Annotated in this window: 19 protein-coding genes; 8 read left to right on the forward strand and 11 right to left on the reverse strand. The window is 72.2% G+C overall.

Translation table 11 applies throughout. The annotated features are described in order from the left end of the window. Position 1: 1 nt before the first annotated feature. Genes VPH61_RS03845 through hemQ form a run of 4 tightly spaced genes read right to left on the reverse strand, consistent with a single transcriptional unit; the run spans position 2 to position 3,754 of the window. Positions 2-796 carry a uroporphyrinogen-III synthase gene (locus tag VPH61_RS03845; protein WP_332062529.1) on the reverse strand — a complete coding sequence of 265 codons (795 nt, stop codon included), beginning with the start codon at positions 794-796 and terminating at the stop codon, positions 2-4. Positions 797-810: 14 nt separating this feature from the next. After that, positions 811-1,818 (reverse strand): hydroxymethylbilane synthase, encoded by a 1,008-nt coding sequence (hemC, locus tag VPH61_RS03850; protein ID WP_442879045.1) that lies wholly within the window; start codon positions 1,816-1,818, stop codon positions 811-813. Then, positions 1,761-3,017, reverse strand: coding sequence for a ferrochelatase (locus VPH61_RS03855; RefSeq protein WP_332062190.1), 1,257 nt, complete (start codon positions 3,015-3,017; stop codon positions 1,761-1,763). The genes hemC and VPH61_RS03855 overlap by 58 nt, the downstream gene beginning before the upstream one ends. Next, on the reverse strand, positions 3,017-3,754 hold the full coding sequence (gene hemQ / locus VPH61_RS03860; RefSeq protein WP_332062191.1) for a hydrogen peroxide-dependent heme synthase: 738 nt from the start codon (positions 3,752-3,754) through the stop codon (positions 3,017-3,019). Before hemQ ends, VPH61_RS03855 begins: the two co-directional genes overlap by 1 nt. Positions 3,755-3,879: 125 nt before the next feature. Here hemQ and VPH61_RS03865 point away from each other — a divergent pair, with 125 nt between their 5' ends. Continuing rightward, positions 3,880-4,323: a pyrimidine dimer DNA glycosylase/endonuclease V gene (locus tag VPH61_RS03865; RefSeq protein WP_332062192.1), complete on the forward strand. Its 444-nt coding sequence runs from the start codon at positions 3,880-3,882 to the stop codon at positions 4,321-4,323. A gap of 5 nt (positions 4,324-4,328) precedes the next feature. On the opposite strand, the gene VPH61_RS03870 is transcribed toward VPH61_RS03865, so the two are convergent. Beyond that, complete coding sequence (locus VPH61_RS03870; RefSeq protein ID WP_332062193.1) at positions 4,329-4,880, reverse strand: MarR family winged helix-turn-helix transcriptional regulator; 552 nt, start codon at positions 4,878-4,880, stop codon at positions 4,329-4,331. A gap of 71 nt (positions 4,881-4,951) precedes the next feature. Between VPH61_RS03870 and idi the strand changes: the two genes are divergently transcribed. Genes idi through VPH61_RS03905 form a run of 7 tightly spaced genes read left to right on the forward strand, consistent with a single transcriptional unit; the run spans position 4,952 to position 10,602 of the window. Further along, positions 4,952-5,515: an isopentenyl-diphosphate Delta-isomerase gene (idi, locus tag VPH61_RS03875; protein WP_332062194.1), complete on the forward strand. Its 564-nt coding sequence runs from the start codon at positions 4,952-4,954 to the stop codon at positions 5,513-5,515. After that, complete coding sequence (locus VPH61_RS03880; protein WP_332062195.1) at positions 5,512-6,600, forward strand: polyprenyl synthetase family protein; 1,089 nt, start codon at positions 5,512-5,514, stop codon at positions 6,598-6,600. The genes idi and VPH61_RS03880 overlap by 4 nt, the downstream gene beginning before the upstream one ends. Continuing rightward, positions 6,597-7,529: a phytoene/squalene synthase family protein gene (locus VPH61_RS03885; RefSeq protein WP_332062196.1), complete on the forward strand. Its 933-nt coding sequence runs from the start codon at positions 6,597-6,599 to the stop codon at positions 7,527-7,529. The genes VPH61_RS03880 and VPH61_RS03885 overlap by 4 nt, the downstream gene beginning before the upstream one ends. Continuing rightward, positions 7,526-9,091: a phytoene desaturase family protein gene (crtI, locus tag VPH61_RS03890; protein ID WP_332062197.1), complete on the forward strand. Its 1,566-nt coding sequence runs from the start codon at positions 7,526-7,528 to the stop codon at positions 9,089-9,091. The genes VPH61_RS03885 and crtI overlap by 4 nt, the downstream gene beginning before the upstream one ends. After that, positions 9,088-9,423: a lycopene cyclase domain-containing protein gene (locus VPH61_RS03895; RefSeq protein WP_332062198.1), complete on the forward strand. Its 336-nt coding sequence runs from the start codon at positions 9,088-9,090 to the stop codon at positions 9,421-9,423. Before crtI ends, VPH61_RS03895 begins: the two co-directional genes overlap by 4 nt. Further along, entirely contained in the window at positions 9,420-9,728 is a 309-nt protein-coding gene (locus tag VPH61_RS03900; protein WP_332062199.1) for a lycopene cyclase domain-containing protein, read from the forward strand. Before VPH61_RS03895 ends, VPH61_RS03900 begins: the two co-directional genes overlap by 4 nt. Then, a complete protein-coding gene (locus tag VPH61_RS03905; protein WP_332062200.1) occupies positions 9,715-10,602 on the forward strand; it encodes a prenyltransferase in 888 nt (295 codons plus the stop codon). Before VPH61_RS03900 ends, VPH61_RS03905 begins: the two co-directional genes overlap by 14 nt. 15 nt (positions 10,603-10,617) lie before the next feature. Here VPH61_RS03905 and VPH61_RS03910 read toward each other — a convergent pair whose 3' ends face one another. The 6 genes from VPH61_RS03910 to hemE form a co-directional block, all read right to left on the reverse strand. Further along, the gene (locus VPH61_RS03910) at positions 10,618-11,298 is read right to left on the reverse strand and encodes a GntR family transcriptional regulator (protein WP_332062201.1); all 681 of its coding nucleotides are present in this window, start codon (positions 11,296-11,298) and stop codon (positions 10,618-10,620) included. Positions 11,299-11,373: 75 nt separating this feature from the next. After that, positions 11,374-11,685, reverse strand: a complete 312-nt coding sequence (locus VPH61_RS03915; RefSeq protein WP_332062202.1) for a DUF3618 domain-containing protein — start codon at positions 11,683-11,685, stop codon at positions 11,374-11,376. Then, positions 11,669-12,076: a phage holin family protein gene (locus tag VPH61_RS03920; protein ID WP_332062203.1), complete on the reverse strand. Its 408-nt coding sequence runs from the start codon at positions 12,074-12,076 to the stop codon at positions 11,669-11,671. Before VPH61_RS03920 ends, VPH61_RS03915 begins: the two co-directional genes overlap by 17 nt. 19 nt (positions 12,077-12,095) lie before the next feature. Beyond that, a complete protein-coding gene (locus tag VPH61_RS03925; RefSeq protein ID WP_332062204.1) occupies positions 12,096-12,572 on the reverse strand; it encodes a hypothetical protein in 477 nt (158 codons plus the stop codon). 100 nt (positions 12,573-12,672) lie between these two features. Then, positions 12,673-14,232, reverse strand: a complete 1,560-nt coding sequence (locus tag VPH61_RS03930) for a protoporphyrinogen/coproporphyrinogen oxidase (RefSeq protein WP_332062205.1) — start codon at positions 14,230-14,232, stop codon at positions 12,673-12,675. Beyond that, complete coding sequence (gene hemE / locus VPH61_RS03935; RefSeq protein ID WP_442879046.1) at positions 14,229-15,383, reverse strand: uroporphyrinogen decarboxylase; 1,155 nt, start codon at positions 15,381-15,383, stop codon at positions 14,229-14,231. Before hemE ends, VPH61_RS03930 begins: the two co-directional genes overlap by 4 nt. Between the last annotated feature and the right edge of the window lie 19 nt (positions 15,384-15,402).

Consider the following 15,402-nt stretch of genomic DNA (forward strand, 5'->3'; position numbering starts at 1 on the left):
GTCAGGCCTTGGCCGTCGCGGCCTCGACCACGGCGTCGATGAGCGACTCCGCGGTGCGCTCGCGCGCGACCACGTCGACCCGGAGGCCGACCTGGGCGGCGTCCTTCTTCGTCTGCGGGCCGATCGCGGCCACGAGGATCGACTCGGGGATCGGGCCGAGCTGCTGTTGCACCTGCTCGGCGACGCTGCCCGAGGTCACGAGCACCGCGTTGACGCGGCCCGAGCGCACGTCATCGGCGACCTTCGGAGAGACCGGAACGCCGATCGTGCGGTAGGCCACGACGGCCTCGACGTGATGCCCCATGCGTTCGAGGCCGATGGAGAGCACCTGCTTCGCGATCGCCGAACGCAGGGCGAGCACGTTGAGCCCGGTCGCGCCCTCGGTCGCGGCCTCCCACTCCTCGAGCATGCCTCGGGCGGAGTTGTCTTCGGAGGGCACGATGTCGGCCTGGTACCCCGCCGCGACGAGGGCGGCTGCGGTGGTCTCGCCGACCGCAGCGACCTTCGTCGTCTCGGGGATGACGGCGTTGTACGTCGACAGCACGTCGACCGTCGTCGCGCTCGTGACCGTGAGCCAGTCGAACCCGCCGGCGGCGAGCTTCGCGAGCGCCGCCTCGAGCGCCGCCTGGTCGTCGCTCGGCGCGAAGTTGATGAGGGGCGCGACCACGGGCGACGCGCCACGGGCGCGCAAGGCAGCGGCGACGCCATCGCCCCAGGGCCCGCCGCGCGGCACGAGCACTCGCCAACCGGCGAGCGGCTTGCCGGCGGAGGCAGGCAGGTTGATGGCACCCGTCATCGGTTCGAATTCGCTCACAGCGACTCCTCTGGTGGTGCAAGATCAGCGGCGCCGTTGCCGAGGAGTTCCGCGACGACGCGTTCGGCGAGGTCGCGTGCCGCGTCCGCCAGGTCGGCGGCAGAGCGGCTTTCAGGGGTGGCCGCGTGCGAACTCATGAGTCGCCGGGCCCCGTCGGCACTGTACACGCTCGCCGAGAGGAACAGAAGTTCGTCCTCCATGAAGGCCGTCGCGCCGATGGGAGCCGAGCATCCGGCCTCGAGGCCGGCGAGCACGAGACGCTCGGCGAGCACCGTCGCGCGCGTCGTCGTGTGGTCGACGGCGTCGAGCGCGCGCTCGAGCGAACGGTCGAGGCCGCCGCGGCGCACCTCGATCGCGAGTGCGCCCTGACCCGGTGCGGTCGGCCAGTCGCCGAGCGACAAGAGGTCGGTGACGGCGTCGGAGCGGCCGATGCGGCCGAGGCCGGCTGCGGCGAGCAGCACGGCGTCGAGCTCACCCGACTCGACCTTGCCGAGGCGCGTGTCGATGTTGCCGCGCAGGTCGACGGCGACCACGTCGGGGCGCGCGGCGCCGAGCTGGGCGATGCGGCGCGGCGACCCGGTGCCGACACGCGCGCCTTCGGGCAGGGTCGCGAGCGTGAGCCCGTCGCGGGCGCAGAGCGCGTCGCGGGCGTCGGCCCGCTTCGGCACCGCGCCGAGGCGCAGCCCCTCGTGCTCGGCGGTCGGCAGGTCTTTCAGGGAGTGCACGACGACATCGCAGTCGCCGGCGAGGAGCGCCTCGCGGAGGGCCGCCGCGAACACCCCGGTGCCGCCGATCGACGCGAGCGACGCCCGCGAGGTGTCGCCCTGGGTCGTGATCGGCACGAGCTCGATCTCGGCACCTGCGGCCTTGGCGAGCCGTTCGGAGATCTGCCGGGTCTGGGCCATCGCGAGGGCGCTGCCCCGGGTGCCGACGCGGATGACGCCGCTCACGGCGCGATCCCGGCGAGTGCGGGCCGGAACCCGAGTCGGACGTTCTCGCAGCATCCAGGGCGGCAGACGTCGTACCAGGGGCCGAGCTCGGTCTCGGCGGGCCGCTCGGCGACGGGCGTGCCGTTGACGCGCTCGAGCACGAGGTCGACGAGACCGGCGACGTAGGCGGGGTGGGTGCCGGGCGTCGGCACGCGAACCGCAGCGAGGCCGTGCTGCTCCGCGGTCTCGAGCGCCTCGTTGTCGAGGTCCCAGAGCACCTCCATGTGGTCGCTCACGAAGCCGAGCGGCACGATGACGACGGCCTTGCGACCCGCGGCGGGCAGCTCCTCGATGGCGTCGTTGATGTCGGGTTCGAGCCACGGCATCGACGGCGGGCCGCTGCGCGACTGGTAGACGAGCTGCCACGGGACATCCGCTGCCCCCGCCTTGGCCATGACGACCTCGGCGACCGCGCGGTGCTGCGCGGCATACGCGCCGCCCTCGCCGAAGCCGCGCTCAGCCGGACCCGACTTCGCAGCATCGGTCGACGGGATCGAGTGCGTCGCGAACAGCACCTCGATCTCGGTCGTGCGATCGAGGTCGGCGGATGCCTCGAGCCCCGCGAGCCCGTCACGCACGCCCTCGACGAAGGGGGCGACGAACCCCGGGTGATCGAAGAACTGCCGCACCTTGTCGATCTGCACCTCGTCGCCGAGGCCGGTGTCGGCGAGCGCGTCCGCGAAGTCCTCGCGGTACTGGCGGCAGCTCGAGTACGAGCTGTAGGCGCTCGTCGCGATGGCAATGAGCTTCGTGTGGCCGGCGGCCTTCGCCTCGGCGAGCGCGTCGTTGAGGTAGGGGTCCCAGTTGCGGTTGCCCCAGTAGACGGGCAGGTCGATGCCGCGGCTCGCGAGCTCGGCCTCGAGCGCGGCCTTCAGCTCGCGGTTCTGCTGGTTGATCGGGCTCGTGCCGCCGAAGTGGCGGTAGTGGTGCGCGACCTCTTCGAGCCGCTCGTCGGGGATGCCGCGGCCGCTCGTGACGTTCCGGAGGAACGGGATGACGTCGTCTTGGCCCTCTGGCCCGCCGAAGCCGGCGAGCAGGATGGCGTCGTAGGCGACGGGCTCGGTGACGTGCTCGGGCCCGCCCTGCGCCGCCGGAGTCGCGCCCGGCACGATCGCCCCGAGGGCGCACGGTGCGGATGCCGCGGGGGCCGGCTTGCGGCCACGGGCGGGAGTGGCTGCGGATGCGGCCTCCGAGCCGAGGTTGACCGCGGCCATTACTGCAGCACCTCCACGAGCTCGGCGGTCGTGATGCGGCGGCCGGTGTAGAACGGCACCTCTTCGCGCACGTGGCGGCGGGCGTCGGTGGCGCGGAGCTCGCGCATGAGGTCGACGAGCTCGGTGAGCTCGTCGGACTCGATCGGCAGCAGCCACTCGTAGTCGCCGAGGGCGAAGGCGCTGACGGTGTTGGCGATGGCACCGCGGAAGGCGGCACCCTTGCGGCCATGGTCGGCGAGCATGCGGCTGCGCTCCTCGGCGGGCAGCAGGTACCACTCGTAGCTGCGCACGAAGGGGTAGACCGTGAGCCACGACTTGGGCTCGATGCCGCGGAGGAAGCCCGGCACGTGCGACTTGTTGAACTCGGCGTCGCGGTGCACGCCCATGGCGTTCCACGTCGGCAGCAGGTGCTTCAGGATGCGGGCGCGGCGGAGTTCGCGGAGGGCCCACTGCAGCCCCTCGGCGGTGTCGCCGTGCAGCCACAGCATGACGTCGGCGTCGGCACGGAGGCCCGAGACGTCGTAGATGCCGCGGAGCGTGACCCCCTCGTTCTCGACGAGCGCGATGACGCCGTCGAGTTCGTCGACGATACGGGGCACGTCGTGGCCGTCGTAGTCGTCGGGCCTCGCGGGATCCCGCCGGAGCACGGCGAACACCGTGAAGCCCTCGGGAGAATCTGCGGTTTCGGATTCGGGACGGAGCGCGTCGGCTGCCGCTTCGGCAGCGGGGGAAGACATGTCTCCAGTCTCCCCCTTTCCACGTGATCGGCCAAAAGGGAGTCTCGGGTCGCGGTCGGCGGGCCTTGATGCTCGACGCCGTGCACCGGCGTGGCCGCAGATGATTCGGGACGTACGCTCGTCGCATGAGGATCTGGTCGCTGCATCCGCGCTACCTCGATCGCCAGGGGCTCACGGCCTGCTGGCGCGAGACCCTGCTCGCGCAGGCGGTGCTCGAGGGTGCGACCCGGGGGTACACCCGCCACCCGCAGCTCGAGCGATTCCGCGCGGTGCCCGACCCGCTCGGCGCGATCGGCGACCACCTCGCCGGCATCGCCGAGGAGGCGACGGCACGCGGCTACAACTTCGACACGAGCAAGGTGCACCGGCGGAGCGCTGGCCCACTGCAGCTCGAGGTCACGACCGGGCAGCTCGCGCTCGAGTGGGAGCACCTGCTCGGGAAGCTGTCGGTCAGGAGCCCCGAGCTCGCTGCGCAGTGGTCGGGCATCGAGCTGCCCGAGGCGCATCCGCTGTTCGCGATCGTCGACGGGCCGGTCGCGTCCTGGGAGCGCGCGGTCCCTCAGGGCTGAACGACTCAGTCGTGCTCGCGCTCGGTCGCGCTGAGCGCGTCGAGGAACCGGATGACGACCTCGCGCTCGTCGGGGGTGAGCGCCGCCGCGGCGTCGAAGCGGCGAGCATGGAGACGCCCCACCGACTCGCGCGCGACGATGCGAGTGGCATCGGTCACCGAGATGGCGAGCGCCCGCCGATCGCTCGGATGCGGTGCGCGCACGATGTGGCCGCCGCGTTCGAGCCGGTCGAGGAGCTTGGTCGTCGAAGCGCTCGAGATGCCGAGGTACTCGCTGATCGCGCCCGGCGTGGCGATCTCGCCCTGGTTGCGGGCGGCGATGAGGAACCGCAACGCGCGCATGTCGGTCGGATTGAGCTTCATGTAGCGGCTCGACGCCTCGCTCATGCGTCGTTCGGCCTCGTGCCACCCGCGCAGGCTCTGCATGACGCGCACGATCTGGTCGACCTGCTCGTCGTCGAGTCCGGCACGGTTCACGAGCTCTTGGTCGTGGTCGGAGATGCGGGGATCGTGCATCGATGCCGCGATGTCGTGCCGATCGTCCCGCTCGCTTGCCATGGGTTGATTCTAGCCAGTCTGGTATATTTCTCGCTAAGCTAACTTCTAGCCAAAGCAGCGAAGGAGTCCCCATGACCCTCAGCGACATCGAAGAGGTCGTGCTCCTCGACGCCGACGGCCGAGCCATCGGCCGGGCGCCGAAGTCGAGCGTGCACGGCGCCGACACCGCACGCCACCTCGCGTTCTCGTGCCACGTCTTCAACGAGCGCGACGAACTCCTCGTGACCCGCCGCGCCCTCTCGAAGCAGACCTGGCCCGGCGTCTGGACCAACTCGTTCTGCGGCCACCCGGCCCCGGCCGAGACACTGGTGCACGCCATCCGCCGGCGCGGCGAGTTCGAGCTCGGGCTCTCGCTCGACGGCATCCAGCCGGTGCTCCCGTTCTTCCAGTACCGGGCGACGGATGCCTCGGGGCTCGTCGAGAACGAGCTCTGCCCCGTCTACACGGCGTACGCGACCTCGGAGCTCGAGCCGCACCCCGGCGAGGTCATGGACTTCGCCTGGGTCGCGCCGCGACGTCTCGCCTCGGCGATCGAGCACGCGCCGTGGGCGTTCAGCCCGTGGTTCGTGCTGCAGGCGCAGCTGCTGCCGTTCCTCGGCGGCTCCCTCGACCGGCGCGAGGCCATCGCATCATGATCGGCACGACCCTCGATCGGCGCATCGAGCGAGATGGAGACGGCGTCGGCGTCACCGCCGGCATCGCCGTCTCCGCCTTCCTCGACGACTACTTCGCCCGGCAGCTCGACCGCGCGGCGAGCCACGGCGACGACTACGTGCGGCTGTGGGTCGCCGCCCGCGACGGCGCCGCCGGTGGCAAGCGCATCCGTCCCGAGCTCGTGCTCGCGGCGCACGCGGCGTTCGCCGGCGCGACCACGGCCGAGGCGGTACGGCTGGCCTCGGCGTTCGAGCTCCTGCACACTGCGTTCCTCATGCACGACGACGTGATCGACCACGACCTCGTGCGACGGGGCGCACCCAACGTCGCGGGCCGCTTCGCGCTCGACGGGGTCGGCCGGGGGCTCGCGGCCGACCGGGCGAACGACTACGGCGAGGCATCCGCTATTCTCGCCGGCGACCTGCTCATCGCGGGCGCCCTGCGGGTGGTCGCCGAGCTCGAGGCGCCGCGCCAGGTGCGCGCCTCGCTGCTCGAGATCGTCGACGAGTGCGTCTTCCTCGCGGCGGCGGGCGAGCACGCCGACGTGCGGCACTCGGGTGCCGCCCCCGGCGAGCGCGACATCCTCGCCATGATCGAGAACAAGACCGCCTCGTATTCGTTCAGCGCGCCCCTGCAGGCCGGGGCGGTGCTCGGCGGGGCCTCGGCGGCCTCGGTCTCGCGGCTCGGCGAGATCGGCCGCCACCTCGGCGTCGCGTTCCAGTTGCGCGACGACGTGCTCGGCGTCTTCGGCTCGTCGGCCGTCACCGGCAAGTCCTCGCTCTCCGACCTGCGCGAGGGCAAGGAGACGCTGCTCGTCGCCTATGCCCGAGTGCACTCCGACTGGCATCACGCCGCCGACGGGTTCGGCAGCCCCGAGCTCGACGACGCCGGTGCGACCGCGCTGCGAGGAGCAATCGAGTCGAGCGGCGCCCGCGACCGCGTCGAGCGCCTCATCGACGCGCGCTGCGCCGCCGCCGTCGACGCGATCGCGGCCGCGGGCCTGCCGCACGGCCTGCAGGAGTCGCTGACCATGACGGCCCGCACCTGTACGGAGCGTGCACGATGAGCCCGATGGCCCCGGCGACCGGGCTCGCGCTGTACGATCGCGCGGCCCACCTCGGCTCCGCCCAGGTGATCACGCACTACTCGACGTCGTTCGGGCTCGCGAGCCGCCTGTGCTCGCGCCCGGTGCGCGACCACCTCGCCGACGTCTACGCGCTCGTTCGCATCGCCGACGAGATCGTCGACGGCCCGGCCGAGGAGGCCGGACTCGGCCCGGATGAGCGGCGGGCGATGCTCGACGCCCTCGAGGTCGAGACCGAGCAGGCGATGGCTCGCGGGTACAGCTCGAACCTCGTCGTGCACGCCTTCGCCCGCACCGCACGCAGCACGGGGTTCGGGCGCGAGCTGACGCGGCCGTTCTTCGCGTCGATGCGGCGCGACCTCGACCCGGTCGACTTCGACGAGGCCGAGCTCCGCCAGTACGTGTACGGCTCCGCCGAGGTGGTCGGGCTGATGTGCCTGCGCGCCTTCAGCGAGGGGCTCCCCGTCGACGACGAGCGCGATGCGCGCTGGCAGCGCGGGGCACGTCATCTCGGCGCGGCGTTCCAGAAGGTGAACTTCCTGCGCGACCTCGCCGACGACTACGGCTCCCTGGGGCGCCGCTACTTCCCGGGCGTCGACCCGGCGCATTTGAGCGAGGCCGACAAGGTGCGACTGCTCGACGACCTCGATCGCGACCTCGCGATCGCCGCCGAGGTGATTCCCGAACTGCCGAGCGGATGCCGCAGGGCCGTCGCCGCCGCACACGCCCTGTTCTCCGCCCTATCGTCGAGGCTCCGTCGCACGCCGGCGCGCGAGCTGCTCGAGACGAGGGTGCGCGTGTCGACTCCGCGGAAGCTCGTGCTGCTCGCCGTCGCCGCCGGTGCACGCCCGCGGCGTGCGTCAGAGGCGTCGGCGTCGCAGCCCGCACCGATTCCCGGAGCGCCGGCATGAACCGGGTCGCGATCGTCGGCGGCGGCATCGCCGGTCTCGCCACCGCGGCGCTGCTCGCCCGCGACGGCCACGACGTCGCGGTCTACGAGGCGAACGAGACCGTCGGCGGACGCGCCGGGCGGTGGGACGCCGGCGGATTCCGCTTCGACACCGGCCCGTCGTGGTACCTCATGCCCGAGGTGTTCGAGCACTTCTACCGGCTGATGGGCACGAGCGCGGCGGCCGAACTCGACCTCGTGCGGCTGGATCCCGGGTACCGCGTGTTCTTCGAGCACCGGGCCGAACCCCTCGACCTCGCGTCCGACCGGGCGCTCGCGGCGGCGGCGTTCGAGGCGATCGAGCCGGGCGCGGGGCGCCGCCTCGAGCAGTACCTCGACTCCGCCGGGGACACGACCCGACTCGCGCTCGACCACTTCCTCTACAACGACTTCTCCTCCCCGGGCACCCTGCTCGTGCCGCCGGTGCTCCGACGCATCGGTCGCCTCGGCCGCCTGCTGCTGCAGCCCCTCGACCGCTTCGTCGCCGGGCGCTTCCGCGACCCGCGCCTGCGCCAGGTGCTCGGCTACCCCGCCGTGTTCCTCGGCACCTCGCCGTCGGCGGCGCCGAGCCTCTACCACCTGATGAGCCACTTCGACCTCGATGACGGGGTCTTCTACCCGCAGGGCGGGTTCCGCGAGGTCATCGACAGCGTCGCCAGCCTGGCGCAGCGGGCCGGCGCGCGCATCGTGACGGGTGCGCGGGTCACGGGCATCACCGTCGAGTCGGGAGCGGCGCGCGGCATCCGCTTCATCGATTCGGATGGTGCGGCGCGCGAAGCCGAAGCCGACCTCGTCGTCTCGGCCGCCGACGTGCACCACACCGAGACGGCGCTGCTGCCACCGTCGTCGAGAAGCCGATCGGATGCCTCCTGGCGCCGAGCCGACCCCGGTCCGGGTGCGGTGCTCGTGATGCTCGGCGTGCGCGGCGAACTCCCGCAACTGCAGCATCACACGCTGCTGTTCACCGAGGACTGGGCGGCGAACTTCGACCGCATCTTCGGCCGCTCACCGTCGGTGCCCGACCCGGCCTCGCTCTACGTGTGCCGGCCGAGCGCGACGGACCCATCGGTGGCGCCCGCCGGCCACGAGAACCTCTTCGTGCTCGTGCCGGTGCCGGCCGACCCGAGGATCGGTCACGGCGGCGTCGACGGCGCGGGCGACGACTCGGTCGAGCGCATCGCCGATGCCGCGATCGCGCAGATCGCGTCGTGGGCGGGCGTGCCCGATCTCGCGGATCGCATCGTCGTGCGCCGCACGATCGGCCCGGCCGACTTCGAGGCCGATTTCAACTCGTGGCGGGGCTCGGCGCTCGGCCCGGCGCACGTGCTGCGCCAGAGCGCGTTCCTGCGGGGCCGCACCGCATCGAGCACGGTTCATGGCCTGTATTTCGCCGGCGCGACCACGGTGCCCGGCATCGGGCTGCCCATGTGCCTGATCAGCGCCGAGCTCGTCGCGAAGGCGGTGCGCGGCGAGCGCGGCGCCGGCCCGCTCGCCGAGCCAGCGGTGCGGAGCGTGACGGCATGATGCTCGCCTACCTCGGCGTGCTGCTCGCCGGCATCGCCTGCATGGCCCTGCTCGACGCCCGATTCCGCCTGGTGTTCGGCGCCCCGGGCCGGCGCCGGCGGGCGATCGTCGTGCTGGGTGTCGGGCTCGTGTTCTTCCTCGCATGGGATGTCGCCGGCATCGCCCTCGGCATCTTCCACCGCGGCGAGAACGCGGTGAGCACCGGCATCCTGCTCGCCCCCGAACTGCCGCTCGAGGAGCTCGTGTTCCTCGGGTTCCTCTGCTACTTGACGCTCGTGCTCTACACCGGTGCACTCCGCCTGATCGCGGCGAAGGAGGCGGCGCGCCGATGACGTACCTACTGCTCTCGGCCGCCTTCCTCCTGGTCGCGGTCGTCGTCGCCGCCCTCGGCTGGCGCCGGGCGCCGCGCGGCCATGGCCGGGCGGTCGCGCTCTCCGCGCTCGTGCTCGTCGCACTGACGATCGCGTTCGACTCGATCATGATCGCCGCCGGACTGTTCGACTACGCCGACACCCACATCTCGGGGGTGCGTCTCGGCCTCGCTCCCATCGAGGACCTCGCCTACCCGATCGCCGGAGTGCTGCTGCTCAGCGGGCTCTGGAACCTCATGGGAGGTGCGGCCGATGCCGACGACTGAGACCCGCCGCGGCGTGATCGCCGACCTCTTCACGGCATCGCGGCCGCTGAGCTGGGTGAACACCGCGTTCCCCTTCGCCGCCGCGTACCTGCTCACCGCGCGCGAGATCGATGTCGCCTTCGTCGTCGGCACGCTCTTCTTCCTCGTGCCCTACAATCTCGCGATGTACGGCGTGAACGACGTCTTCGACTACGCCTCGGATGCCGCGAACCCGCGCAAGGGCGGCGTCGAGGGAGCGCTGCTCGTGCCCGATCGTCATCGACTGACGATCATCGCTGCCATCGCGAGCTGCGTGCCCTTCATCGTCGTGCTGATCGCGGCGGGCGGGCCTGCGTCATGGGCGGTGCTCGCCGTGAGCCTCTTCGCGGTCGCGGCGTACTCCGTGCCGGGGCTGCGGTTCAAGGAGGTGCCGTTCCTCGACTCGCTGACGTCGAGCGTGCACTTCGTGAGCCCGGCGGTCTACGGCCTGGTGCTCGCGGGGGCCGCGTTCACGCCGCCGCTCATCGCGCTGCTCCTCGCGTTCCTGGCGTGGGGCATCGCGAGCCACGCCTTCGGCGCCGTGCAAGACGTCGTGCCCGATCGCGCCGCGGGCATCGCCTCGATCGCGACCGCCCTCGGGGCGAGGCGCACGGTGCGGTTCGCGATCGCCATGTGGGCGCTGGCAGGCCTGCTCATGCTCGCCACGTCATGGCCGGGGCCGCTTGCTGCCCTGCTCGTGGTGCCCTACATCGCGGCGGCCGCACCGTTCACCGGCGTCACCGACGTCTCGTCGGGTCGCGCGAATGCCGGCTGGCGCCGGTTCCTCGTCATCAACTACGTCGTCGGGTTCCTCGTGACCATGCTGCTCATCTGGTACGCCGCCATCACGGCCTGACCCGGCGCGGTGGCGTCAGGCTCCGATGAGGAGTCGCGTGGCGTGCTCCAGGTGCTCCCGCACGGCCTCGCCGCCGCGCGCCGGGAGCTCGTCGAGCAGCGCGCGGTGCTCTTCGATGAGGCTGTCGATCGTGTAGTGCGGTCGCACATGCAGCAGGAAGATCAGCAGCTCGCTACCGAGCGCGGCGTGCGCCTCGATGATGCGGGGACTCCCCGACGCCGCGACGATCGCATGGTGGAAGTCGGCGTGCAGCCGCTCCACCTCGAGCCAGTCGACGGCGTCGCTCGAGGAATCGCCCGCGCCGGCGAGCCCCGCGAGCTGGTCGAGCGTCGCTCGTGCAGGCGCCAGCACCTCGGCGGGCCACTGCTCGCCATGGCGTTCACCCGTGATGCGCACCGCCTCGACCTCGAGCGCGGCACGCAACTGCTGCAGCGCGATGACGTGCGCGCGGTCGAAACTCGCGACGCGCACGCCGCGGTACGCCTCGGCGACGGCGAGCCGCTCGGCGACGAGCCGCTGGAACGCGGCGCGCACCGTGTGGCGCGAGACCCCGAACTGCTCGGCGGCGGCCTCCTCGCGGAGTGGTGTGTCGGGGGCGAGCACCCCGCTCAGGATCTCGGCCCGCACGAGCCCGGCGACACGGTCGACGGTCGTGCGGCTCGCGACCCCGACCGGCTCCTGTGCGGCGTCGCTCATCGGGTCACCCGGTTCATGCACCTGCGTCGGCATCGCGGCATCCGCTCGCTCAGGTCTCGGTCGGCTCTTGCGCGATCAGTCGAACTTCGAGCGCACGGCGAGCCACACGCCGATGCCGACGGCGGCCACGACACCGACGGCGACGACGACCGCGGCCACGGGCTGCTCGTCGGCGAATCGGCGGAGCTTGACCTTGGCGCGCTCGGTGCGCATGCCGACCTGCTTCGGCACGTTGAGCTTGTCTTCGAGGGCGTTGAGCGTCTCGGCGAACTGGGCCCTGGCCTGTTGCGACGCGATCTTCGCCTGCACCCGGGTGAGGTTGCGCTCGCGGGCGGCGGCGTCGCGCTTCGAGGGGCGGGGGCCGGAGGCGTCAGTAGCGGCGGTCATAGTCTCCCGTTCCCTTCAGGGCGTCGAGGTCGGCCTTCAGGCTCTCGACGGACTCGAGGGGCTCTGAGCCCCGCTTGAAGTTGACGTAGGCGATCCACAGCAGGATCACGATGATCAGGAGCAGCACGCCCGACACGGTGAGCGCGGCGGCCCACGCCGGCATCACGAGCGCGAGCGCGAAGATCGCGGTGGTGATGAGCGTGAAGAGCAGGAAGACGCCGACCACGGCGGCGCCCGCGACGAGCCCCGACCCGATGCCGAAGTGCTTGACCTTGTAGGAGATCTCGGCCTTGAGCTGGTCGATCTCGGCGCGCACGAGCGACGAGATCGTGTCGGGCAGGTCGCCGATCAGCGTGAAGAGCGTGCGGTCGTCGTTCGAGGGCGCGGTCATCGCGTGGTCACCTCCACGGTCATGAATCGGATGCGGCGGGCTTCGTCTTGCCCGCCGTGCTGCGCTTGGCCGGGGTGCGCTTGCTCGCACCGCTCTTCGCGCCGGACGCGGCGGATGACGCGACGCCGGCCGCGTCGTCGATGGCGTCGTCGAGCGCGGCGGCCGCGCTGTCGACGGCCGACTTGGCCGCAGCGGCCGTCTTGGAGACGTTCTGCTTCGCGGTCTTCGCCGCACCGCTGACGTCGCTCTTGGACGCACCGGAGCCGCGCGTCGCGTTGCCGATGAAGGACTTCACGCCGTCGAGCACGGTGTCGGAGAGGTCGCCGACCTTGTCGGCCGCGAACCCCTTGACGGTGTCGACGCCCTGCTGCACGGCCGGCGTGTTCCACACGCCCTCGGCAGCCTTGCGGATCTGCTCGTAGCGCTCGCGACCCGCGCGCGTGCCGAGCACGTACCCGACTCCGAGCCCCACGACGAAGAGGATCTTGCCTTTCATGTGCACCCCATCTCCCCCTGTGGTTCGCCACAGCGTCGTTTCCAGCGTAGACCCCGGGGCAAGTCGCGCAAGGGGGTTGCGTCGAAATATTCCGTTCGGGCTATGCGTCGCCGTCGGGCTGCACTCGGCGGTGCCTGACCCGGCGCGCCGCTTCAAGGGCGTGCGGCACGACCGAGGCGAGACCGGTGCCCGCGACCCACGATCCGGTGGCCTCGATGCCGGGCTCTGCCGCGAGCGCGTCCTTGAGCGCGCGCACTCGTTCGCGCTGTCCGATGGTCGCCTGCGAGATGGCGTCACGCCATTCGGTGCGGCCCGAGGCACGGAGCATCCGCTCGTCGAGGGAGACGCCGAGGAGTAGCGCGGCGTCAGCGAGCGCGAGCTCGGCGACCTCGGCGTCGGAGCGCCCGTCGAGCGGGTTCGCCGCGCCGGCGCGACCGTAGGAGAGGCGCACGACATGACGGCCGCCCGCCTGCTCGGCCAGCCACGGCCACTTCGCGGTCGAGTGGGTCAAGGCCTTCGCCGTCACGCCCGGCGCGTCGGCCGCGACGAGCACGCCGGTGCCGCGCGGGGCTGCGTCGAGCGCGGGCGCGTCGAGCACGAGGGTGACGATCTCGACGGATGCCGCGGCGGGCCACGCCTCGCCGTCGGTGTCGCTCGTATGCGTCCAGCCGTCGAGCGCTTCGTCGACGAGGGCGAGCGCTGCATGCCCCGAGGCCGCGAGCACGACGTCGGGAGCGGTCACGAGCAGCTCGCCGGCCTCGGTCGCCGCGCTGACGCGCCATGATTCGGTGGACTCCGGAGCGAGCGTCTCCCCCGTGGGTTCCGGAGCGAGCGAAGCGAGCGTCTCGAAACCCTCGCCCCCGACCACGCCCCGCTCGAGCCCCGTGACCTCCGCGCCCTGCACGATGGTCACCCCGAAGCGGGCGAGCTCGCGTTCGAGCTCGTCGACGAGCCGGTGCATGCCGCCGCGGATGCCGCGCACGGCGCTGCCGGCCTTCCGTTCCTCGAGGAGCTGCCCGACACCGCCCGAGAGCGAGCCGGTGCGGGTCATCGCCTCGTTGAGCCCGGGGGCGACGATGTCGAGGTCGAGGTCGTCGGGATTCGACGAGTAGACGCCGGCCGAGATCGGCGTGACGAGCCGGTCGAGCACGGCCTGGCCCATGCGCGAGCGCACGAGCTCGCCGAGGCTGCGGGCGCGACCGATGGTGAGGATCGGCTTCACGCGATCGAAGTAGGCGCGGATCGCGCCGTTCCAGCCGATGATGCGGCGCACGTCGTCGCCGAGCGGGTTCGCGGGGATGCCGAGCATGCCCGTCTTCGGCAGCGGGGCCGCGTCGAGGCCCTGCTTGCCGGGCATCACGAGCCAGGCGCCGGCGGGGTTCGGGTTCTCGACCTCGGCATCGAGGTCGAGCGAGGTCAGGAGCTCGGCGACGGCGCCGCCGCGCGTCGCGAACGACTCGGCGCCGCTGTCGAGGGTGAGCCCGTCGAGTTCGATGCGGCCGACGCATCCGCCGAGTTCTTCGCGCCGCTCGAGCACCGTGACCTGCAGGCCGACCTTCGCGCACTCGAGTGCCGCGACGAGGCCGGCGACACCGCCGCCGATCACGACGACGTCGGCGGTCGCGCGCTCGACGACGGGCTCCGCTGCCGGGTCGCTCATGCCGAGGCCTCGTGCACGAGTTCGACGACGCGCGTCAGCACCGTCGGGTCGGTCTCGGGCGGCACGCCGTGCCCGAGGTTGAAGACGTGGGCGGGGGCGGCCTGCCCGCGTCGCAGCACGTCGCGCACGGCGGCCTCGAGCACGGGCCACGGGGCGGCGAGCAGGGCCGGGTCGAGGTTGCCCTGCAGCGGCACGCCCTGTCCGACTCGCTCGACGGCGACGTCGAGCGGGATCCGGTAGTCGACACCCACCGTGTCGACGCCGATGCCGTGCATCGCGCCGAGCAGCTCGCCCGTGCCGACGCCGAAGTGCACGACGGGCACGCGGCGGGTGACGGTCGACGCAGCGCCCGAGGCATCCGTCGTCTGGTAGGCGAGGTCGTGCACGTGGGCGAGGGCCGCCGCCGAGGCCGGGGCGACGTGCGCCTCGTAGTCGGCGAGCGAGATCGCGCCGGCCCACGAGTCGAAGAGCTGCGCAGCGGATGCCCCGGCGAGCACCTGCGTGCGCAGGAATCGGCCGGTGAGCTCGGCGGTCCAGTCCATGAGCGCGCGCCACGCGCCCGGGTCGGCGTGCATGAGGGTGCGGGCGGCGAGGTGGTCCTTCGAGGGGCCGCCCTCGGTGAGGTAGGCCGCGAGCGTGAACGGCGCTCCGGCGAAGCCGATGAGCGGCGTCGGGGTGCCGGAGCCGTTGTCCGTCGTATTCAGCTCGGCGACCGTGCGGGCGACGGCCTCGGCGATGGGGGCGGATGTCTCGTCGAGCCGCGCAGGGTCGATCGCCGTGAGCTCGGCGACGCCCGCCGCATCCGCGTATGCGCGCCCGAAGACCGGACCGCGACCCGGCTGGATCTCGACGTCGACGCCCACGAGCTTCAGCGGCACGACGATGTCGCTGAAGAAGATGCCGGCGTCGACCTTGTGGCGTCGCACCGGTTGCAGCGTGATCTCGCTCGCCATCGCGGGGTCGAGGCACGCGTCGAGCATGCGGGTGCCGACCCGGAGGTCGCGGTACTCGGGCAGCGAGCGCCCCGCCTGCCGCATGAACCAGACGGGCGTCGCGTCGGCGCGCTCTCCTCTGTATGCGCGCACGAGGCGCGAGTCGGAGGTCAGGCCGGCGGAGAGCGGATGCTGCGGGGAGAGGATCACGCCACACATTGTCTCGTATCGGCCTGAG

Source organism: Agromyces sp. CCNWLW203, assembly GCF_036576125.1.
Taxonomy (GTDB): domain Bacteria; phylum Actinomycetota; class Actinomycetes; order Actinomycetales; family Microbacteriaceae; genus Agromyces.